Origin of the sequence: Nocardia sp. NPDC057668 (genome assembly GCF_042799795.1) — a bacterium.
Lineage (GTDB): Bacteria > Actinomycetota > Actinomycetes > Mycobacteriales > Mycobacteriaceae > Nocardia.
The window spans coordinates 45,749-64,517 of sequence record NZ_JBHVIC010000006.1; the positions used below are offsets into that span (position 1 = coordinate 45,749).

Consider the following 18,769-nt stretch of genomic DNA (forward strand, 5'->3'; position numbering starts at 1 on the left):
GGCGACCGGCGCGTCCCGCCCCGGGTCAGGCGTGGTCGTGCGCCGCGCCCCAGGACGGGAACGGGTCGGCGTATCCGGCCCAAACCATCGGCCCCGCGGCCATTTCCGCGTCGGTGAGCAGGGCGGAGTTCAGCAGATCGCGCACGTGCGGGCGATCCAGCTTCACCCCGATGAACACGATCTCCTGCCCCGGCGGCATATCCAGCGCCGACCAGTACGCGCCCGCCTCGAAGGTCAGGTTCGGCCCGGCCTGCGACCAGATGGCGGCCAGGTCGGCGCGGGTCGCGAGCCAGAAGAAGCCCTTGCTGCGCAGCAGCCGCTGCATCTGGGCGAGTGCGGTTTCCAGTCGTTCGGGATGGAAGGGCCGGTCGGCGGTGAAGGTGATGCTGCTGATGCCGTATTCCTCGGTCTCGGGCGTATGACTGCCCGCGAGCTCCTCGTCCCAGCCCTCGTACTGCGCCGCGATGTCGGGGTTGTAGCGGCCGGTGCCGAGCACCTCGGACAGCTCGACGACCCCGTGCGCGGCGTGCACGATGCGCGCCTGTGGATTGAGCCTGCGCAGCATGGCTTCCACGGTGCCCACCGCGTTGCGGCTCACCAGGTCGGTCTTGTTGAGCACCAGCACATTCGCGAACTCGACCTGATCGACGAGCAGGTCCGCGATGGTCCGCGCGTCACCCTCCCCCGCCTGCATGGCCCGGTCCGCGAGGGCCTGTCCCTTGACGACCTCGGCCAGGAACGTCGAGGCATCGACCACGGTCACCATGGTGTCCAGCCGCGCCAGCTCCCCCAGGGTGAAGCCGTCCTCGAACTCCCACTCGAAGGTCGCCGCCACCGGCATGGGCTCGGAGATCCCGGTCGATTCGATGACGAGCTGGTCGAACCGCCCCTCCCGCGCGAGCTTCCCCACCGACTCGAGCAGATCCTCCCGCAGCGTGCAGCAGATGCACCCGTTGGTCAGCTCGACCAGCTTCTCCTCGGTCCGATCGAGATGCCCCTGCCCCGCGACGAGCGCGGCGTCGATGTTCACCTCGCTCATGTCGTTGACGATGACGGCGACCCGCCGCCCCTCCCGGTTGGCCAGGATGTGGTTGAGCAGGGTGGTCTTACCCGCCCCGAGAAAGCCGGAAAGCACGGTCACGGGCAGCGGGGCGGGGGCGGGGGCTGAAGTCATCTTTACATGATAATGATTTTCATTAGCGTTAGAGAGTCGGGGGTGCTCATCGATCCCGCAGCGGTTCACGACACCTCACCTCCCCCGCGCCGCTCACGCAGTTCCAACAGGTAGCGCCGCAGTAGACAGCGCCCGCCCCAGCAGTCCGGCGGGTGCCGGTCCAGCAGATCGTCGATGTCGCGATCGGACATGGCCGCGTACGCACCCGGGCGCGCATGCCAGGCCGGATGACCGTCCGGTGATTGCGCCGAATCCTGCTGCGGCAGAGCCGTTTCACGGCGTGGATACGGCGATCGAGCGAAATAGGGGTTCGTCACAGCCGATCACACCCCCCGCACGATTCCGGCCCGATGCCTTCCTCGATGCCACCGTCCCCCACCCCCGGCCGCGGGGACGTAGAGATGTCCCCCGCCGCCGATGCTGTCGAGTCGGAGGAGTCTGACCTCGCCGCCGGCCCGGATCCCCAGAAACCCCCAGACGGTAACGGCAACGCACAACATAACGAGCCCTACGAGCACGCAAGTCTCCCAAGACATATCGAATCACCCCATTCGAATTCCGCTGCTGCGATATCGGGACGAAGTCGGCGGTTCAGATGCAACTCCACCGCCCGCCGCCTACTCCAGTAGACACCCGAACCAGCTTTTCTGAACCGTTCACAGCGTGATGCAGAACGAATATGATGGGCGCACAGTTTGAACATGCACGTTCTGTGCACTCACGAAATGTGCACGCACACACTGCACCTGAACAGTTCGAAGCACACGCAGATAGCGAGGCTAACGAAATGACAGGATCGACAGTCTCTCGAAGGGCCTTCGGAAACCTCATTCGCGAACTGAGAGACCGCGCCGGAAAGACGCTGCTGGCAGCGGGTTTGGAGGCCGAGGTGTCACGCATGACCATCCAGCGCATGGAGGACGGTTGGGCAACAAAGATCAGCACCATGCAGCTCGGAAGCCTGCTCGACTTCTATGGAGCCGACGCCGGTAGTCGCAGCGAGGCTCTCGCCCTCTGGGGTGAGGTCAGGGAACAGGCGAAAGTCGAAAGGCTGCAAGGAAATTCCAAGGGATTTTGGAAGTCTTACACCGATCAGATCGCTCCGAACTTCCCAAAGTTTCTTCGTCTGGAGTCCATCGCCGAGTCTGTAATCACGTACCAGCCGACCATGATCCCCGGCTTACTGCAAACACCCGGGTACCGCCGCGCCATCATCTCCATCAACGAACCCGGTTTGTCCGCAGTCGATATGGAGCGCCGCCTCGAGCTAACCGAGAAGCGAAAGCTCGTCCTCGACACAGGATTTCAGCTGGAAGCGTTTATTTCCGAGGCGGTTCTCTGCCATCTGCCGGGCGACTTGGCCGTGATGGCTGACCAGCTCCGAAATCTGGCGGAGATAGGAGGAACGGTGCGGCTCAGGGTGGTTCCGTTCCGAGCCGGGCCTCATCGCGGGCTGACGATGCAAGGCTTCTCCCTGCTGCAGTTCCCCGACAGTACACACGGCATGCCACTGCCCCCGGTCGTATTCGCCGAAGGAGCGCTCGGCAGCACGTTCCATGAGCATGAGGAGGAGCTCTCCGAATATCGCGAGGCGATCGAGAACCTCCGGACGGTAGCGTTGTCCGAGGAGGGTTCCAGAGACCTCATGCTTCGAGTTGCGAAGGAGTACGCGGCGTGAACAAGCCGAATACAGGCGACTGGTACAAGTCCAGCAGGTCCGAAGGCGGCAAGCAGTGCGTGGAGGTCTGCCACGCCGAGGGCCGCACCGGCGTACGCGACAGCAAGGACCCCGGTGGCCCCGAGCTGTGGTTCACGCCCGGCGAGTGGACCGCGTTCGTGGACGGAACCACGAACAGCGAGTTCGACTGCCGCTGAACAGCTTCGGTGGGATCCGGCTGCATCACTCCGCTCGATACCGTGTGCCCCGCTACCGCCGGTTCGGGCGTCTGCGCTCGAGTTTGGTCCAGCCGGTCCAGCCGCGGTCGGCCAGCAGCTCGACCAGCCGGCGGGCAGGTGGGGCGGCGTCGAACGCCAGGGTGTCGAGGAGGCTCGCCAGGGACGGCTCGATCTCACCGCCGACGTAGTCCTCGCCCTGTTCGTCGGCCAGCACCGTGAGGTAGGCGGCCATCTTGTCGACCAGGGCGACCAGCGTCCGGTCGTCGCCGGGGCGGTCGAGAGCATCGCTCAGGGTCAGGTAGAAGTCGACGAGCGGTGTCTCGGCGATCTGCTCGCGCTTGCGGGCGATCAGGACCGGGACCCGCTCGGGAGCGCAGGCGGCCAACGGAATCCAGCCGTCGCGTTCGATCCGGATGATCCGCTCGTCGACGCCCAGCGCCCGCAACCGGTCGAGGAACTCGACCACGTCCGTCGGCAGCACCAGGCTGTCACCGGCCGCCAGGCGGGCGATCCGCTCGCGATGCCGCTGCCGCTGCCGGATCTCGGCCCGCAGCCGCGCGTCGATCTCCGCGATGGCCGCGGTGAACTCCTCCGGGCCGGCCCGCAGCAGCTCTTTCACGCGCGCGAGCGGTACCCCGGCCACGGCGAGAGTCCGGATCTTGATCAGTTCGACGACGGCTTCCGCACCGTACCGGCGGTAGCCCGAGTGGTCTCGTTCCGGTTCCGGCAGCAGCCCTTTGGCGTGGTAGTGCCGCACCGCGCGCACCGTCACCCCGGCGTACGACGCGAGCTCGCCGATCGTCAGCATCGGGCCAGTCTCCCCGAGACGGGAACCGCTCGGGGCTGTCACCCGGTTGGCTGAGTACGCGTATTCCGGATGATCCGGGCGATGTCCGTGGCGTGGGTGACGACCAGCGCGTGCGTGGCATCGAGCCACGACGTGGAAATATCCGGCCGCTCGCGCACGAGCCGCTCGACGCCGGCCCGCCACAGCCGATTGTGCCGCGGTACCCGCCCCGCACCGCTGCCACCGGCCATCGAGGTCGACATGATCATGTGGATCGGGCGGTCGATCCTGCGATACCGGTCGAGGATTCCGGGCCCGGCCACATCGATGTCCAGATCGATCCCGGACCGGAGCACGTCCAGCTCGAGATTGAGATCGAGGATCTCCCGCGCTGTGAGTCGCACCTGACGCGATGTGCCGCAGGCGGTCTCGCGCTCCGCCGCCAGGTGTTCCCACATCGTGCGCAACTCCGGCAGGTCGGCCGCGGTGATGAACGGTGCGGGTATCGGGTTGGCCCCGTCGATGAGGACCAGCTCCCCGACGGCGTCGGGATGCTCGGCGGCATAGTGCACGATCAGGTCCGCGCCGTACGAGTGGCCCGCGAGCACGGGCGTCTCGGTCAGACCCAGATGTCCCACCTCCGCCATCACGGCGGCGAAATCGCCGAGGAAAGCCTCGAAACAAGGCCGGTCGACCGCCGGGGAAAGGCCGTGGCCCCGCAGGTCGAAGGTCATGACATCGAAGTCACGCCGCAACAGCTCGATGAGTTCGCCCAGCTCGCCCTGTGTCGAGCTCAGACCGGGACAAAAAATGAGGGGTCGCCCGTCGCCCCCGCGCGACACCGGGATCGCGACCCCGTCGCGCCGGACCATGAATTGATCGGTTTCCGTAGTCATGCCGACCATGCTGAATCGTTGACCCAGCGTCAGGGTCAACCATCGGGTCGACATCGAACCACCGCTGATTTCCACTGCCCGGCAACGATGAATGTGCCTCTGCGCCAGCGGATCTCGCGGGCGTCACCAGATCACGACGTGAGGCTCCGCACAGACGCCCGACCCGATCGGACCAACTCTTCGGTAGATTCTGGTCGTGAGCAAGCTGCGAGAACTGCAATTCAGTGCGGTGACGACATTTCAGCGCTACATCGGCAACCCGGTCGCGGGGCGGCTACCGATTCAGACCTTGCTCGAGACAACGGGGCGCAAGAGCGGTCAGCCCAGGATCACGCCGATCGGGGGCCGCCGAGACGGCAGCTCGTTCTGGCTCGTTTCCGAGTTCGGCGAGAAATCCCAGTACATCCGAAACATTCAGGTGGACAACCGTGTTCGGCTGCGCCTGCGTGGCCGGTGGTACTCCGGCACCGCGCACGTGGTGCCCGGCGACGACGCCCGGGCGCGGCTGCGTGAGCTGCCGCGCGCCAACAGCACGGTCGTCCGAGCACTCGGCACCGATCTGCTGTCCGTCCGCATCGATCTGGACTGATCCGCCCACCGCGGCCGGCCCGTCGCTCAGTAGGCCGCGATGGCCGCGTCGAGAGCGGTCTGCAACTCCTCGCGGACCAGGGCGGTGATGTCGGCGGGCTCGGCGGGCAGTTCGCCGACCGGCCTGCGGAAGTAGAAGCTGGCCGACCGGACATCCGCCGTGCTCAGGTGAACGGCGGGATCCGCCCGGGGTCCGTAGCTGAGCCCGAGATTGACCAGCACCGGGTTCGCGCCGAGTTCGCGGGCCCGGCCGACGACGTGGCCGATGCCGCCGCCCAGTTCCTGCACCCGCGTGTGGTCGACGTAGTTGCAGGTCCCCTCGGGAAACAGGGCGATGCTGTCGCCGCGTGCCAGGACCTCCGCGCAGGTGTCGATCAGCCGCCCCGACGCGGCGTTGACCGGGGAGTTGTCATGGTCCCTGCTGCGAAACACGGGCATGGCGCCCATCATGTCGAGCTTGCCCCGCATCTTGGGGTCGGCGAAGACCTCGTGTTTGGCCAGCACCCGGGTGTGGCCGATGACGGGCCGCAGCGGACTGCGCCAGGCCGCCGCGCTCACCGTGTAGGGGTCCTTCTCCGACAGGTGATTGATCGAGATGATCAGCGGCCGCCCCGCGGAGATGAAGTCCCGCAACTCTTTCCGCGCCCCGTCCGCGTAGCTCACCCGCGGCTGGAAGCGACGCCCGAGCAACCAGTACGCGGCTTTCGCTCCCAACAGATTCTGCCGGTGATCGCGGTAGTAGTCGTACACGGCGTCGAAATTTTCCAGGGCGACCTCGGGCGGTTCCATGCCCACAGCGTATCTCCGGCATACCCCGGCCGGGGATGCCACGGCTACCGCGCCCACGGCACCCACCAGCGCAAAGGCTACCGGCCTACAGCCCCAGGGCCTCTTTGCACGCGGCGATGAACGGATCGATTCCGAGCGGCGCTTCGTTCGCCGGGCCCGGGTTGCCACCGATGAAGGCCGCGCACCCACCGGCCTGCCGCACCTCGGGCCGGAGTTCGGCCGCGTTCTCGGCCAGCCAGTCCACATACGCCCCGTAGGTCATGGTGATGGCCCCGTCCCCGGAATCCACGATTACCGTGTCCCGGTCATACGCGCGCGCCTGCGCGCCCCCGGCTCCGGCGACAACCGCGACGGCCGCGAGCACTCCGGTGACAACCAGCTTCATGAGAATCTCCCCCTTCGATGCCGATCCGGTCGAGAGCGACCGGGTCGGCGGCAAACGACGAATCCGCTTGCGGTACAGAAGCTAACAGCACGCACCGACACCCGGACCCTTGGTCGTCGCCGAATTACGCGCGAGGGCCCCAGATCGCAACCACCCTGCCCTCATAGGGCACCCACTGCACACGGGTCGGAGCTTCGCCGCCGAACGCCGAAGGGGCGACGAAGGCCTTACACCCTTCCAGACTCTGTCCCTGACTCAATGCCCTGAACTCGTCCGGCCGCACCGCCGGACATTCCTTTTCCACACCGGATTGCGTGCCGAACCCGGAGTACAGCGGCGGGTTGATGGTCACTTCCCCCAGGCGATTCCGGCCCGCCTCGACAACGAAATGGGTGCCCACGTCGGCGCCGGCAGAAGTACGGGTCAGGCGGTAGCGAACGTAGTAGGGCGTGCCGCTGGTAACCGGGGAATTCGACATCGTGTAAACGAGCCCGTCGAGATCCGAGGTCGTACCCCGCTCGATGCTCAGGACCGCGATTCCCACCGTGCCGTCGATCAGTGACACCGTCACCGATTCCCCGAATTTCAGCTTCTCCGTGACTTCCTGTTCGCACCCCGACAATACGAACGCACACCCCGCGACGACAACCGCGGCGCCACAACGCAACCCACTCATGGTCGGCCATTCTGCCAGCCGAGCGCCGCCTTCCAGCCGAGGCCGGGAAACGCTCGCCATTGCCCGCGGCTCGGGCGGTTCTCGCAGCCGGCGCGACTGCCCGATGCCCCACCCGCAACCTGAAAAATGGGGGCTCGGAACTCACTCGACGGGGTTCGGTGACCTCATTTACGATCTTGATGGCGATCACCGGGTCGCGCTGTTATCCCATGATTGGAATTCCCTTGCTCGTCACGAAGATCGCCGCGGGGCTCGCCACCGCGGTCGCCGCTGTTCTGTTCGCCGCCCCCGCTTCGGCATTGCCGTCGGCAGAGCTCGCACCCATCGCGGGGCCCCACAATTACGGCCCGCTGCAGGACGCGCATTTCGGGTTCCTGATCGTCCAGCACGATGGAATTCAGGTGCTTCCCGACCTCATCTCGGATTTCGCGGGCATCGCCGAGGGCGGCCATGCCGTCTGCGAACTACTCACCGACGGCGTGACGAAGCACGATCTGGCCGACTTTCTGAGCGATGGGCCCGGCGATTTCGGCTCGGCGCTGGCGTTCGTGAACGCCGCCGAGACCGCCTATTGCCCCGGCTGATACCGGCGAAAACAACCACGCGGCGGGCCGCAGATCAAACCCGAGCCGATCCAAGGCCCGGCCGAAACGCATCGACATACCGAATTGCGCGCGACCCTACTTATCGGGCACTATCGCGCCGAGTCGGCGTGCACACACCCGCCCGCGTCGAGCCGTCCCCCAACCCACAGCCCACCCACGAGCCGACGAAGCAGAAGACTACGGTGCGCGGCCGGCCGCAGTGCTCGCGTGGACGACGCACTCCCTCGACTACCGACCGGCGGCCAGCACCGCCGCGAGCCCCCGGCGCAGATCCTCGACGAAATAGCCGGGGACCTCCAGGGACGGGAAATGCCCGCCGGTATCGGGTGCGTTCCAGTGGACTATCCGGCGGAAGCGTTCCTGCGCCCAAGGGCGCGGGCACTTTTCGATATCGTGCGGATACACGCTGAGCGCGGACGGGACCTCGACCCGGAGGCCGGGATCGAACGTGTTTATGCCGCCGTGGCTTTCGTAATAGATGCGGGCGGCGGACGCGCCGGTCCGCGTCAGCCAGTACAGGGTCACGTTATCGAGGAAGCGATCCATCGAGATCGTCTCGAACGGGCTGTCTTCGGTGTCGGTCCACTCGGCGAACTTGTCGAGGATGAAGGCGAGCAGGCCGACCGGCGAATCGACGAGCGAATAGCCGATCGTCTGTGGCCGATCCGCCTGCAACTTCGCGAACGCCGCACGCGGGCCGGTCCAGAATTCACGGGTCGTCTCGACCCAGGCGCGCTCGGCCGTCGTCAGCCCGTCCATTGTGAGACCGGGCGGCGCCTGCGGGGTCAGCGTATGGATGCCGAGCACGCGCTCCGGGAACCTCGCGCCGAGGACCGTGGTGATCACGCCGCCCCAATCGCCCCCGTGGGCGAGGAACTCGGGGTAGCGGAGCCTGTCCATCAGCTCCACCCAGGCCGACGCGATCTTTCCGATCCCCCACCCGGTGGCGGCCGGTCTGTCGCTGTACCCGAAGCCCGGCAGCGACGGGATCACGACGTGGAACGCCGGTGCGCCCGCATCCGCCGGATCAGCCAATTCGTCTGCCACATCTACGAATTCAGCGATGCTCCCCGGCCACCCGTGCGTCACGATCAGCGGAACGGCGTCGGCGCGCGGCGACCGTCGATGCAGGAAGTGGATACCCACACCGTCTATGACCGTGCGGAATTGGCCGATTCGGCCGAGGCGGTCTTCGAAGGATCGCCAGTCGTACTCGGTACGCCAGTAGTGCACGACATCGACGAGATCGGCGAGCGGAACGCCCTGCGCCCACCGACCGGGACCGGCACCGCGCACCGTCTCGGCCTCCGGCAACCGCGCCGCCGCCAATCGAATTCGCAGATCGTCGAGGTCGGCGTCGGTCGCGCGGGTGTCGAATGGTTGCACGCCGATATGGCCGAGTGCGGGCATGAGACCTCCAGATTCTCGCGGCAATACGTGCGAAGTCGAATCCGGACCGCACTACCCGGCTTTCGCGCCGCTAACGCGCCAATGACAAGCATCACTCCCCGCCGAGCGGATCTCGGGCGGGCCATCTGCCCGATCCGGTGAGGTGTCGAGACCACGAAACCGGGGGCCATCGAACAGCAATGAAACAACAGCGTTTCTTTTAGTCTCACTGCTCATGTTCACCATTGCCCGAGCGGCCGCCTCCGGGCTCGCGCCGCTTGCCGTGCTCGCCGCGCCGCTGTTTCTGTCCCCCGACGCCGCCGCCGAAGTCAGCGCCATCGACATCGAGACGCTCGTGAGCGATATGGGCCGGTGCGGCCATGCGAACACGGCCTGCAGCATCTCGGTCACAACCGTCGGCGCGGATCGAGAAGCCCCGGTGACCCTGTCGATCAACGGCGTCGCCCTCGGCCAGCGGACCCCGGCCGTTCACGATCCCAAGGATGGCAGGACCTGGGCGTCGTTCAACTGGGTGCCCGACCGCGCGGGCGTCTACGAGGTGACCGCCACCCAGGGCCCCTCGACCCTGACCAGGACCTTCGACGTCTGCCCCACCTACCGAGGCAGCGGCTCCGCGGCGTCCTACACCTGCGATCTGGTGAACACCGGATCCGACAGCGGCTCTTCACCTCTCGCCGTGGCCCTGATCACCGGCTCCGCGAGCCGGTGATCAGCTGACCGTCCGCCGAGATCGACCGCGGGCCTGCCACCGCGTTCGCGTCGCCCTCACGACACGTCGAGTCCCGGATTCGCGGCGATCGACTCGAGCAGCGCCCACGACACCGGCTCGTCGGCCGCGGCGACGGTGGAGGTGACCTCGATCTGCGTCCCGGACGGCCGGGTGACGGTCACGGTGCGCGACCCACGCATCGTGAGCGCCGACGACGCCGGCCCCGATACCCCGTAGCGCGACTCCCGGCTCGCGAGCACCGCACCGTCCGCGAGCCGCCGCGAGGTCATGCCGTCGTCGGGCGAATCCTGCTGCGGGAGCGACTGTCCGGTCGTGATCTGGATGCTCAGCAGCGCGTCTTCGCCGGGTTCCCCCGTCCGGACCACCTGGCACAGCCCGCCCCAGTCGGCGGGCAGCAGCGCACCCAGCGGTCGGTCGACGCGCAAGCCGTCGAGCGGAATCGCGGCCAGCACGGCGTTCATGCGGCGCGCCCGGGCCTCGTCGATCTCCGGGGAACGATCCGGTCCGGTGATGCACCTGCCGGGCGGATCGGGTGTGCCGGGCGGAATCGGAACGGTCACGCGCAGCCCCGGGGTCGTGACGATCGTGACGAGTTCGTCGACGGTGAGCGGGACGGCCGCCGCGCGGCCGGCGGCCTCGTCGGTGGCATTCGCGCTCGCGACCGTCCCGTCCGGCAGGTAGGCGGTGGCGGTCCGGGACAGAGTGCGAACACGATTCATCTCGTACCAGGTGTCCTGGACATCGACGACCGTGCCGTCGGCCAGGGCGCGCCGCTCGTCGAGAGCGCCCGCGACGCACGGCGGCACCGGCCGGGCGGACTGCCGCACGGCCACCCGCAGCGCGCCCGCGCGGTCGCCGCGCAGCACCGTGGCGCGCGCGTCGGTTTCGCTGCCGAACTCGTCCCGCCGCGAGTCGTCGCCGAGGATCGGCTGGAACACCAGCGAAGCCCGCGGCGAGGCGAAGGCGATCTCGGCATCGGCGGGCAGCGCCGCGCGCAGAGCGTCGGTCATGGCCATCGCCCTGCGCCCGGAGAACCACGGATAGGCCGGGTTGTCGTAGCCCTCCTGGACGCCGAAGACCACGCCGGACAACCCTCCGTCCCGAGGCGGCTCGACGATGTCACACCCTGGAATCCGCACCGGAAACTGCACCGGCGGAGTGACATAGGAGTTGTCGGCGGCCTGCGGCGCACTCTCCGGCGTCGGGCCGAACAACAGCCCCGCAACCCCGTAGGCGGCCGCGACGACCACCACACATGTCAGCACCACCTTCCGATGGCTGACGGTCCCGTCCGGGTCTTTTCCCACGTCACGCACTCTGCTACCCGTTCGAGATCGAAGTAAGGTCCGGCCCGCGCTCCTGCGCAGAACCGTCCAGCGCCTTGCCCGGCCACCGCTCCTGCGGATGGCAGGCAAACCACAGCAAACTGTCGAACTCGCACCCCGGCCCGTTACACCGGAGCCCTCCCACCGGAACGGCGAGCCCCGGCCGCCTAGGTAATCGCCGGGGCCTCGGCCTGCAAGGCATCGGGAATGGCGGCGAACGCCGCGTGGAGACCGGTGACGAGCGCGGATCGCCCGCCGGCGCCGTCGGCGGCGACCCAGCCGCGCCCGGCGATGCTCCAGGCGGTGGTGGTCAGCTCGGCGAGGATGCGGGGGCGCAGATCACCGGCGGCGAGCGCGAGCTTCGCCGAAAGCTGCTCTGTCACTTCTGTTTCCACACCCGAGCGCGCGTAGTCGACATAGCCGAGCAGGCTGGGAGCGGTCAGGATCAGGCCGCGGGTGGCGATGTAGCGCTCATCCCAGTCGTCGGGGAGCGCGGTAGCCGCGTCGGTGAGGACGTCGCGTAGGGCGGTCAGGATCGGACCGGCGAGTTCCCGCGCGGCCAGGAGCTGGAGATACCCGGCCCACAGCTCGGTCTCGGCCTCGACCGCCACCGCCTCCTTGGTCGGGAACTGCCGGAAGAACGTGCTGCGCGAGACCTCCGCCGCCTCGACGAGTTCCTCCACCGTGGTTGCGGCGAAACCCTTCTCGGTGAACAGCGTCAGTGCGGCGTCCGCCAGGGCGCGGCGGGTGCGGATCCGCTTGCGCTCACGCAGCGGCAGGGCGCGGTCGTCCGAAGGCATGACGCGATCCTAGCGCGAGAAGGATCTCAGGCCCGAAAGAAACTCGGTCCAAATAGATACTTGCGCACTTTTGAGACTCAGTGTCAGAATCATTCACGACAGCGAGCACCAACTCGAAAAGCAGGAGATCGCCATGAGCACCACCACCGCCCCGACCACCCTGAACCCCGCGGTCATCGGCCAGGCCGAGAAACACCACACCGCGGTTCTGGCCCGCGCACTGGCGGGCACCACCCTCGACGAGAAGCGGTGGATCGTGCTGAACCAGGCCCTCGCCGCAGGTGAACCGGTCGAGCGGGACGCCCACATCGCCCGGGTCGCCGCGATGACCCGGTGGGCAGGCGCCGACGTCGAGACCGCCGTGAACGCATTGCTGGCCGACGCCCTGCTGACCACCGCACCCGGCGGACTGCTCGAGCCCACCGACACCGGCAAGGCCGTGGTGGGCAAGGTTCGCGCCGAATCCGGCGCGATCGTCAACGCCGCCTACGGCGCGGTCGCACCCGAAGATCTGGCCACCGCGGCCCGCGTCCTGGCCACCATCACCGCCCGCATGGCCGAGGAATTGGCCCGCGCATGAGTCGAATTCGCCACCGGCCCAGCGCTTTCACGAGCACGGGCCGACGGCGCATGACCACCGCGCCGGGGTTCGCCCGTTCGCGGAGAGAAGGTTTCACGAGATGAACAGCAGAACAACCGCCGTCGGCGCAGCGGTCTCGGTCATCGGTGCGGCATTGCTGCTCGCCGGTTGCGGTGGAACCCCTGCCGAGGACGGGTCGCCCACGAGCAGCATCGCGGCAACCCAATTCGCTTCGGCCCCCGCTACTTTGACGCCATCGATCATCGGCCAGGCCGAGAAACACCACACCGCGGTTCTGGCCCGCGCACTGACAGGCACCACCCTGGACGAGAAGCGGTGGATAGTGCTGAATCAGGTCGGCGAGCCGGTCGAGCGGGCCGCCCACATCAACCGGGTCGCCGGATTGACGCGATGGTCGCCCGCCGAAGTCGAAACGGCCCTGGACGCGCTGCTCGCCAAGGCTCTACTGACGAACACACCCGACGGCAGACTCGAACCCACCGCGGCCGGCACGGCCGTGGTGAGCAAGGTTCGCGCCGAATCCGGCGCGATCGTGAACGCCGCCTACAGCGCCGTCGCACCCGAAGACCTGGCCACCGCGGCCCGGGTTCTCACGGCCATCACCGCCCGCATGGGCCAGGAATTGGCTCACGGGTGAACCGAAACGCCATCGTGCGTCCACGGCCGAGGTCGGCGCTCGGGCGCAGGATCGCCGGACCCCGCGCTCACATCGGCGGAGTTCCGACACTCCACCCGCGGCGTCCGGCCGGCTGCCGACGGAGCCGGAGCCGGTGGACCTCGGGGCCGTCAGCCCGCCACACGCACGGGTCAGAAGCTGCCCGTGCTGGGCTCTTCGACATAGGGGTTGCCGGTGTCGTTGCAGCCGTTGGTATTCGGATCCCCAGGCGGGGGCGGCGGGGTGCCGGGCGCGGCGGCGACGGTATTCACCGTGAGGGTTACCGATGCCTCGTTCGCGGTCGCGACGATGGTGTGCGTACCCACGGTCGCCGGAACCCATCGGATCACCTTGTCCACAGCCGGAAACGCCCTGCTCGAGCCGGTCGAGTCCTTGTTACCCGCCCGCCAGTAGGCGGCGAAGCACTGACCGTTGTCGGTGAACACGACCCGGTTGGCGGCGTCCGCACCGCCCTGCCCCGGCATGGGGTTGATGTGATACTCGACCCCGGTCACATAGCCGCCGGGCGGGGGCGACTCCAGGTTCAGGGCGAGCTGGGTGGCGGCGGTCGCGGACGGGGCCATCGCGACCACCATCGTCGCCATGAAAGCCCCTGCGCCCCAAACAATCCGTCGCCTCGGCATACTGTTCGAACTCATCTCTCACTCCGGTTTCCCCCCTGAGATCAGGGTCGCCGAACGCTAACACCCGCAGCTAGTGAAACGTTGCGATTTCAAAAAGCCGCGAGTGTGCGGGCCCGATGTCGCGCCGATCCGCGACCACCGCCGGGAGATGCCCGGTAACTCCTGTTTCGCCTGCGCGTAGGGTCGCAGGCGTGAATCTCTTGCCACTCACACCCGACGGGCAGACGCCGGTGCGCGCGCTCACCATCGCCGGCACCGACTCCGGCGGCGGGGCCGGCATCCAGGCCGACTCGCGGACCATGGCGCTGTGCGGCGTGCACGCGTGCGTGGCGGTGGCCGCGGTGACCGTGCAGAACACGGTGGGGGTCAGCGGTTTTCACGAGATCCCGCCGGAGATCGTGGCCGCGCAGGTGCGGACAGTGGTGAGCGACATCGGGATCGGCGCGACCAAGACCGGGATGCTCGCCTCGACCGGGATCATCGAGGCCGTCGCCGCGGTCTGCCAGGAGGTGGGCATCGGGCAGGCCGGTGAGATTCCGCTGGTAGTGGACCCGGTCGCGGCCTCCATGCACGGGGATCCGCTGCTGCACGCCTCCGCGCTGGACGCCCTGCGCGACACCCTGATCCCGCTCGCGACCGTCATCACCCCGAACCTCGACGAGGTGCGCCTGCTCACCGGCATCGAGGTCGTCGACGACCCGACCGCGCGCAAGGCCGCCGTCGCGCTGCACGCGCTCGGCCCGCGATGGGCCATCGTCAAGGGCGGGCACCTGCGCACCTCCGCGGTCAGCACCGATCTGCTCTTCGACGGCGACACCTTCCACGAACTCACCGCCCCGCGCATCGCCACCGGCAACGACCACGGCGGCGGCGACACCCTGGCGGCCGCCATGACCTGCGCTCTCGCCCACGGCTATTCGGTCCCCGAAGCCTTCGCCTTCGCCAAGGAGTGGACCCGCCGCAGCCTGGCCGCGTCCTACGACCTCGGCGCGGGCCACGGCCCGGTCTCCCCGCTGTGGCGCCTGCACACCGACCCGCAAGGCAACGAGATCTAGCCGGCGTCACCTACGCCCGGACCGCCCGCACAGCCGTGAACACCCGGGCTCCCAGGAACCTCCCAGCTGTGACGCAGGGTCGGCCCAGTGTGGTCCACCAGGTTGGTGATCATGACCGACACAGCGACCGCCGTCCGGGCGGCGGAACCAGCAGGGGCAGTGACCGCGCCCGTCGTGGACGTGGTCGTGCCCGTGTACAACGAAGAGCGCGATCTCGGGCCGTGCGTGCGCAGGCTGCGCGAATTCCTGGACCGCAGCTTCCCGTTCACGGCGCGAATCACCATCGCGGACAACGCGTCCACCGACTCCACCCTCCAGGTGGCCGCGCATCTCGCGCGGGAACTGGCCGGCGTGCGCGTGGTGCACCTGGACCGCAAGGGGCGCGGCCGGGCGCTGCGCCAGGTGTGGCTGGACTCGGACGCACAGGTCGTCGCCTACATGGACGTCGACCTCTCCACGGATCTGAATGCCCTGCTGCCGCTGGTCGCGCCGCTGGTCTCCGGACATTCGGACGTCGCGATCGGCACCCGGCTGGCGTCCTCGTCGCGGGTGGTGCGCGGGCACAAGCGCGAATTCATCTCGCGCTGCTACAACCTGATCCTGCGCACCTCGCTGCAGGCCAAGTTCTCCGACGCCCAGTGCGGGTTCAAGGCCATGCGCGCCCCCGTCGCCCGGGTGGTGCTGCCGCTGGTCGAGGACGGTGAGTGGTTCTTCGACACCGAGCTGCTGGTCCTGGCCGAACGCATCGGGCTGCGCATTCACGAGGTGCCGGTGGACTGGATCGACGATCCGGACAGCCGCGTGGACATCGTCGACACCGCGCGCAAGGATCTGCTCGGCATCTGGCGGGTGGGTCGCGCCCTGGCCGCCGGGCGACTGCCCATCAACGAACTGCGCGCCGCCGTCGGCCGCGAACCGCTGGTCGAGGGCGTCCCCCTGGGAATGGTCGGCCAGCTGGTGCGCTTCGGCATCGTCGGCGTCGCCTCCACCCTGGCCTACCTGCTGCTCTACCTGCTGCTGCAATCGTTCACCGGCGCCCAGGCCGCCAACTTCCTGGCCCTGCTCATCACCGCCGTCGGCAACACCGCCGCCAACCGCGCCTTCACCTTCGGCGTGCGCGGCGCGACCCGCGCGGTCTCCCACCAACTCCAGGGCCTGGCCATCTTCGGCGTCGGCCTCCTGCTCACCAGCGGATCCCTGTTCGCCCTGCACCATTGGGCCCCGAACGCCTCGATCCACCTCGAACTCCTGGTCCTGATCGCCGCCAACCTGCTGGCGACACTGACCCGCTTCGTCGGCCTGCGCTGGGTGTTCCGCCAGGCGGACAACCGCGCGACGGCGGTCACCCGATGACGGCCCGGCGAGATGACCGCGCCGAAATCCTCGGCACCACGATCAACTCGCTGCCGGCCTCCCGCCGGCCCCGCACCTTCGCGGCCGTCGGCCACGGGATTCTGCCCGCCTGGGCGACACGCGGCACCGAGTCGCGAATCCCCACTGCCGCACCCCCGTCGCGCACGGGTTCGTCCACGTCGACAGCCCGCCCGGCCGCACTTGCCCCCGGGGCGAAAGCACCGCAGCCACCGGGCACGGCCGAACCCGAGCCACCCGCCGCTACCCCGCCGACCGCGATCCCCGCGAGCACCACCGGACACGCCGAGGAGGCGAACGATGACAACACTTCTCGCTGAACGAGCGCCGACCGCGGCGACCGACCTCGAGCGGCGGACGCCCCGCTGGGAGTACCCGGCGCTGGCGGTACTGCTGATCGGAACGGCGGTCGCCTACCTGTGGAATCTTTCCGCCAACGGCTGGGCCAACTCGTTCTACGCCGCCGCGGTGCAGGCGGGGTCGGTGTCGTGGAAGGCGTTCTTCTTCGGCTCCTCCGACGCCGCCAACTCGATCACGGTGGACAAGACGCCGCTGTCGCTGTGGCCGATGGAGCTCTCGGTTCGAGTGTTCGGACTGTCGAGCTGGAGCATGCTGCTGCCACAGGTGCTGATCGGCGTGGCGTCGGTGGCGCTGCTGTGGGCGACGGTGCGGCGGAACTTCGGCGCGAGCGCGGGACTGCTGTCCGGGCTCGCACTGGCGCTGACTCCCGTTGCGGCGCTGATGTTCCGGTTCAACAATCCCGACGCGCTGCTGGTGCTGTTCATGGTCGCCGCGGCCTGGGCCATGACCCGCGCGGTCGCGGACGGCCGCTGGCGGTGGCTGCTGCTGACCGGCGGCTTCATCGGACTGGGCTTCCTGACCAAGCAGCTCCAGGTCCTGCTGGTGGTGCCCGCACTGGCGCTCACCTACCTGATCGCCGGCCCGCCGAAGCTGGGTAAGCGCATCGCGCAGCTGTTCGCCGCGGGCGGCGCGATGCTTGCCGGCGCGGGCTGGTGGGTACTCATCGCCGAGCTGTGGCCCGCCGACGACCGGCCGTACTTCGGTGGCTCGCAAAACAATTCGATCATCGAACTGACCCTCGGCTACAACGGCCTGGGCAGGCTCAACGGCGAGGAGTCCGGCAGCGTCGGCCCCGGCGGGGAACTGCCCGCGGGCGGGAACGGCATGTGGGGCAGCACCGGCATCGGGCGGCTGTTCGAGCCCGCGCAGGGCGGTCAGATCGCCTGGCTCATCCCGGCGGCGCTCCTGCTGCTCGTCGCGGGACTCGTCCTGCGCGGCCGGTCCGCCCGGACCGATCCGCAGCGCGCGGCCCTGATCCTGTGGGGCGGCTGGCTGCTGGTGACCGGACTGGTCTTCAGCTTCATGAAGGGCATCTTCCACCAGTACTACACGGTGGCCCTGGCCCCGGCGACGGCCGTGCTGGCCGGCGCGGGCGCGGTCCTGCTCTGGCGTGAACGCGAACGGCTGTGGGTCCGCGCGACCCTGGCCCTGACGGTCGGCGCGACCGTCGCGACGGCGTGGATGCTGTTGTCCCGCAGCAGCTCCTTCCAGCCCTGGCTGCGCTGGACGCTGCTCGCGGCCGGGACCGTCACCGCCCTGGCGCTGCTGGTCCGCCTGCCCCACAGGCTCGAACTGGTCGCGGCCGCGGCGGCGGTGCTGATCGGCCTGGCCGGCCCCCTGGCCTACACCGCCGACACCCTCGCCACCGGCCACGCCGGGCCGATCCCGTCGGCGGGACCGAATGCCAAGGGCGGCTTCGGCTTCGGACCCGGCGGCGGACACGGTCCGGGCGGTGGCAACCGCGGCGACGGCGGCAACGGTCCGGGCATGCCGCCCGGCAACGCCCGCGGCACGATGCCCGGCGGCCCGATGGACGGCAACGGGAACGCCACGCCCAACGGCACGACGAGCGACGCGCCGACCAGCGCGAACCGTTCGGAGAACCGGATGGGCGGCGCGGCAGGCGGTCTCATGTCCGCCAGCACCCCGGGCGCAACCCTGACGGCCCTGCTGACCGCCGAGGGCGACGAGTACACCTGGGTCGCCGCGACCGTCGGCTCGAACAGCGCCGCCGGCTACCAGCTCGCCACCGAACTCCCGGTCATGCCGATCGGCGGGTTCAACGGCAGCGACCCCTCCCCCACTCTGGCGCAGTTCCAGCGGTACGTCGCCGACGGCGAGATCCACTACTTCCTCGGCAGCGGGGAGAACGGGATGCGCGGCGGCCAGTCGAACACCAGCTCCGAGATAACCGCCTGGGTAACAGAGCATTTCACCGCGCAGGAGGTCGACGGCGTCACCGTCTACGACCTCACCGCACCGAAGAGCTGACCCGCTCACGAACGCGCCCGCTTCCCCTCG

At 68.7% G+C, this 18,769-nt stretch carries 21 protein-coding genes; 10 read left to right on the top strand and 11 right to left on the bottom strand.

From position 1 onward, the window contains the following. Nucleotides 1-25: 25 nt before the first annotated feature. Nucleotides 26-1,174: a GTP-binding protein gene (locus tag ACFVBH_RS30910; protein ID WP_379007038.1), complete on the bottom strand. Its 1,149-nt coding sequence runs from the start codon at nucleotides 1,172-1,174 to the stop codon at nucleotides 26-28. Between the two features lie 65 nt (nucleotides 1,175-1,239). Continuing rightward, nucleotides 1,240-1,491: a hypothetical protein gene (locus tag ACFVBH_RS30915; protein WP_354988112.1), complete on the bottom strand. Its 252-nt coding sequence runs from the start codon at nucleotides 1,489-1,491 to the stop codon at nucleotides 1,240-1,242. Nucleotides 1,492-1,961: 470 nt separating this feature from the next. On the opposite strand from ACFVBH_RS30915, the gene ACFVBH_RS30920 reads away from it, so the two are divergent. Beyond that, entirely contained in the window at nucleotides 1,962-2,852 is an 891-nt protein-coding gene (locus ACFVBH_RS30920) for a helix-turn-helix domain-containing protein (RefSeq protein ID WP_379007040.1), read from the top strand. Continuing rightward, on the top strand, nucleotides 2,849-3,049 hold the full coding sequence (locus tag ACFVBH_RS30925; protein WP_354988110.1) for a DUF397 domain-containing protein: 201 nt from the start codon (nucleotides 2,849-2,851) through the stop codon (nucleotides 3,047-3,049). Before ACFVBH_RS30920 ends, ACFVBH_RS30925 begins: the two co-directional genes overlap by 4 nt. 52 nt (nucleotides 3,050-3,101) lie before the next feature. On the opposite strand, the gene ACFVBH_RS30930 is transcribed toward ACFVBH_RS30925, so the two are convergent. Continuing rightward, the gene (locus ACFVBH_RS30930) at nucleotides 3,102-3,878 is read right to left on the bottom strand and encodes a MerR family transcriptional regulator (RefSeq protein WP_379007044.1); all 777 of its coding nucleotides are present in this window, start codon (nucleotides 3,876-3,878) and stop codon (nucleotides 3,102-3,104) included. A gap of 38 nt (nucleotides 3,879-3,916) precedes the next feature. Further along, entirely contained in the window at nucleotides 3,917-4,753 is an 837-nt protein-coding gene (locus ACFVBH_RS30935; RefSeq protein ID WP_379007047.1) for an alpha/beta fold hydrolase, read from the bottom strand. Between the two features lie 196 nt (nucleotides 4,754-4,949). Between ACFVBH_RS30935 and ACFVBH_RS30940 the strand changes: the two genes are divergently transcribed. Then, on the top strand, nucleotides 4,950-5,342 hold the full coding sequence (locus ACFVBH_RS30940; protein WP_379007050.1) for a nitroreductase/quinone reductase family protein: 393 nt from the start codon (nucleotides 4,950-4,952) through the stop codon (nucleotides 5,340-5,342). A 26-nt stretch (nucleotides 5,343-5,368) separates the two neighbouring features. Here the strand turns inward: ACFVBH_RS30940 and ACFVBH_RS30945 are convergent, their stop codons facing one another. From ACFVBH_RS30945 to ACFVBH_RS30955, 3 genes are all read right to left on the bottom strand, one after another. After that, nucleotides 5,369-6,130, bottom strand: coding sequence for a lysophospholipid acyltransferase family protein (locus tag ACFVBH_RS30945; protein WP_379007052.1), 762 nt, complete (start codon nucleotides 6,128-6,130; stop codon nucleotides 5,369-5,371). A gap of 85 nt (nucleotides 6,131-6,215) precedes the next feature. Beyond that, the gene (locus ACFVBH_RS30950; protein WP_379007054.1) at nucleotides 6,216-6,515 is read right to left on the bottom strand and encodes a hypothetical protein; all 300 of its coding nucleotides are present in this window, start codon (nucleotides 6,513-6,515) and stop codon (nucleotides 6,216-6,218) included. Between the two features lie 124 nt (nucleotides 6,516-6,639). Continuing rightward, complete coding sequence (locus ACFVBH_RS30955; protein WP_354988104.1) at nucleotides 6,640-7,191, bottom strand: hypothetical protein; 552 nt, start codon at nucleotides 7,189-7,191, stop codon at nucleotides 6,640-6,642. Between the two features lie 179 nt (nucleotides 7,192-7,370). Between ACFVBH_RS30955 and ACFVBH_RS30960 the strand changes: the two genes are divergently transcribed. Continuing rightward, nucleotides 7,371-7,775 carry a DUF732 domain-containing protein gene (locus ACFVBH_RS30960; protein WP_379007059.1) on the top strand — a complete coding sequence of 135 codons (405 nt, stop codon included), beginning with the start codon at nucleotides 7,371-7,373 and terminating at the stop codon, nucleotides 7,773-7,775. A 249-nt stretch (nucleotides 7,776-8,024) separates the two neighbouring features. Here ACFVBH_RS30960 and ACFVBH_RS30965 read toward each other — a convergent pair whose 3' ends face one another. Further along, nucleotides 8,025-9,206, bottom strand: a complete 1,182-nt coding sequence (locus ACFVBH_RS30965; RefSeq protein ID WP_379007062.1) for an epoxide hydrolase family protein — start codon at nucleotides 9,204-9,206, stop codon at nucleotides 8,025-8,027. Between the two features lie 214 nt (nucleotides 9,207-9,420). Here ACFVBH_RS30965 and ACFVBH_RS30970 point away from each other — a divergent pair, with 214 nt between their 5' ends. After that, nucleotides 9,421-9,915: a hypothetical protein gene (locus ACFVBH_RS30970; RefSeq protein WP_379007064.1), complete on the top strand. Its 495-nt coding sequence runs from the start codon at nucleotides 9,421-9,423 to the stop codon at nucleotides 9,913-9,915. 56 nt (nucleotides 9,916-9,971) lie between these two features. On the opposite strand, the gene ACFVBH_RS30975 is transcribed toward ACFVBH_RS30970, so the two are convergent. Beyond that, on the bottom strand, nucleotides 9,972-11,243 hold the full coding sequence (locus ACFVBH_RS30975) for a hypothetical protein (RefSeq protein ID WP_379007066.1): 1,272 nt from the start codon (nucleotides 11,241-11,243) through the stop codon (nucleotides 9,972-9,974). A 185-nt stretch (nucleotides 11,244-11,428) separates the two neighbouring features. Beyond that, nucleotides 11,429-12,061 carry a TetR/AcrR family transcriptional regulator gene (locus tag ACFVBH_RS30980; RefSeq protein WP_379007069.1) on the bottom strand — a complete coding sequence of 211 codons (633 nt, stop codon included), beginning with the start codon at nucleotides 12,059-12,061 and terminating at the stop codon, nucleotides 11,429-11,431. A gap of 133 nt (nucleotides 12,062-12,194) precedes the next feature. Between ACFVBH_RS30980 and ACFVBH_RS30985 the strand changes: the two genes are divergently transcribed. Both ACFVBH_RS30985 and ACFVBH_RS30990 read left to right on the top strand, forming a co-directional pair. Then, complete coding sequence (locus ACFVBH_RS30985) at nucleotides 12,195-12,641, top strand: hypothetical protein (protein ID WP_379007072.1); 447 nt, start codon at nucleotides 12,195-12,197, stop codon at nucleotides 12,639-12,641. A 100-nt stretch (nucleotides 12,642-12,741) separates the two neighbouring features. After that, nucleotides 12,742-13,299: a hypothetical protein gene (locus ACFVBH_RS30990; protein ID WP_379007074.1), complete on the top strand. Its 558-nt coding sequence runs from the start codon at nucleotides 12,742-12,744 to the stop codon at nucleotides 13,297-13,299. Between the two features lie 170 nt (nucleotides 13,300-13,469). Here the strand turns inward: ACFVBH_RS30990 and ACFVBH_RS30995 are convergent, their stop codons facing one another. After that, nucleotides 13,470-13,922, bottom strand: a complete 453-nt coding sequence (locus ACFVBH_RS30995) for a hypothetical protein (RefSeq protein ID WP_379007076.1) — start codon at nucleotides 13,920-13,922, stop codon at nucleotides 13,470-13,472. Nucleotides 13,923-14,152: 230 nt separating this feature from the next. On the opposite strand from ACFVBH_RS30995, the gene thiD reads away from it, so the two are divergent. The 3 genes from thiD to ACFVBH_RS31010 all read left to right on the top strand — a co-directional run bounded on the left by thiD (nucleotide 14,153) and on the right by ACFVBH_RS31010 (nucleotide 18,739). Next, nucleotides 14,153-15,016, top strand: a complete 864-nt coding sequence (thiD, locus tag ACFVBH_RS31000) for a bifunctional hydroxymethylpyrimidine kinase/phosphomethylpyrimidine kinase (protein ID WP_379007078.1) — start codon at nucleotides 14,153-14,155, stop codon at nucleotides 15,014-15,016. A 111-nt stretch (nucleotides 15,017-15,127) separates the two neighbouring features. Beyond that, nucleotides 15,128-16,369 (top strand): glycosyltransferase, encoded by a 1,242-nt coding sequence (locus tag ACFVBH_RS31005; protein WP_379007081.1) that lies wholly within the window; start codon nucleotides 15,128-15,130, stop codon nucleotides 16,367-16,369. 318 nt (nucleotides 16,370-16,687) lie between these two features. Then, nucleotides 16,688-18,739, top strand: a complete 2,052-nt coding sequence (locus ACFVBH_RS31010) for a glycosyltransferase family 39 protein (protein WP_379007084.1) — start codon at nucleotides 16,688-16,690, stop codon at nucleotides 18,737-18,739. Nucleotides 18,740-18,769 lie beyond the last annotated feature (30 nt).

Excerpts from the sequence above, each read along its gene's own strand:
- ACFVBH_RS30910 (WP_379007038.1), bottom strand. The coding sequence starts at position 1,174 with ATGACTTCAGCCCCCGCCCCCGCCCCGCTGCCCGTGACCGTGCTTTCC.
- ACFVBH_RS30920 (WP_379007040.1), top strand. The coding sequence starts at position 1,962 with ATGACAGGATCGACAGTCTCTCGAAGGGCCTTCGGAAACCTCATTCGC.
- ACFVBH_RS30930 (WP_379007044.1), bottom strand. The coding sequence starts at position 3,878 with ATGCTGACGATCGGCGAGCTCGCGTCGTACGCCGGGGTGACGGTGCGC.
- ACFVBH_RS30935 (WP_379007047.1), bottom strand. The coding sequence starts at position 4,753 with ATGACTACGGAAACCGATCAATTCATGGTCCGGCGCGACGGGGTCGCG.
- ACFVBH_RS30945 (WP_379007052.1), bottom strand. The coding sequence starts at position 6,130 with ATGGAACCGCCCGAGGTCGCCCTGGAAAATTTCGACGCCGTGTACGAC.
- ACFVBH_RS30950 (WP_379007054.1), bottom strand. The coding sequence starts at position 6,515 with ATGAAGCTGGTTGTCACCGGAGTGCTCGCGGCCGTCGCGGTTGTCGCC.
- ACFVBH_RS30955 (WP_354988104.1), bottom strand. The coding sequence starts at position 7,191 with ATGAGTGGGTTGCGTTGTGGCGCCGCGGTTGTCGTCGCGGGGTGTGCG.
- ACFVBH_RS30960 (WP_379007059.1), top strand. The coding sequence starts at position 7,371 with ATGGCGATCACCGGGTCGCGCTGTTATCCCATGATTGGAATTCCCTTG.
- ACFVBH_RS30965 (WP_379007062.1), bottom strand. The coding sequence starts at position 9,206 with ATGCCCGCACTCGGCCATATCGGCGTGCAACCATTCGACACCCGCGCG.
- ACFVBH_RS30970 (WP_379007064.1), top strand. The coding sequence starts at position 9,421 with ATGTTCACCATTGCCCGAGCGGCCGCCTCCGGGCTCGCGCCGCTTGCC.
- ACFVBH_RS30980 (WP_379007069.1), bottom strand. The coding sequence starts at position 12,061 with ATGCCTTCGGACGACCGCGCCCTGCCGCTGCGTGAGCGCAAGCGGATC.
- ACFVBH_RS30985 (WP_379007072.1), top strand. The coding sequence starts at position 12,195 with ATGAGCACCACCACCGCCCCGACCACCCTGAACCCCGCGGTCATCGGC.
- ACFVBH_RS30990 (WP_379007074.1), top strand. The coding sequence starts at position 12,742 with ATGAACAGCAGAACAACCGCCGTCGGCGCAGCGGTCTCGGTCATCGGT.
- ACFVBH_RS30995 (WP_379007076.1), bottom strand. The coding sequence starts at position 13,922 with ATGGCGACGATGGTGGTCGCGATGGCCCCGTCCGCGACCGCCGCCACC.
- ACFVBH_RS31005 (WP_379007081.1), top strand. The coding sequence starts at position 15,128 with ATGACCGACACAGCGACCGCCGTCCGGGCGGCGGAACCAGCAGGGGCA.
- ACFVBH_RS31010 (WP_379007084.1), top strand. The coding sequence starts at position 16,688 with ATGACAACACTTCTCGCTGAACGAGCGCCGACCGCGGCGACCGACCTC.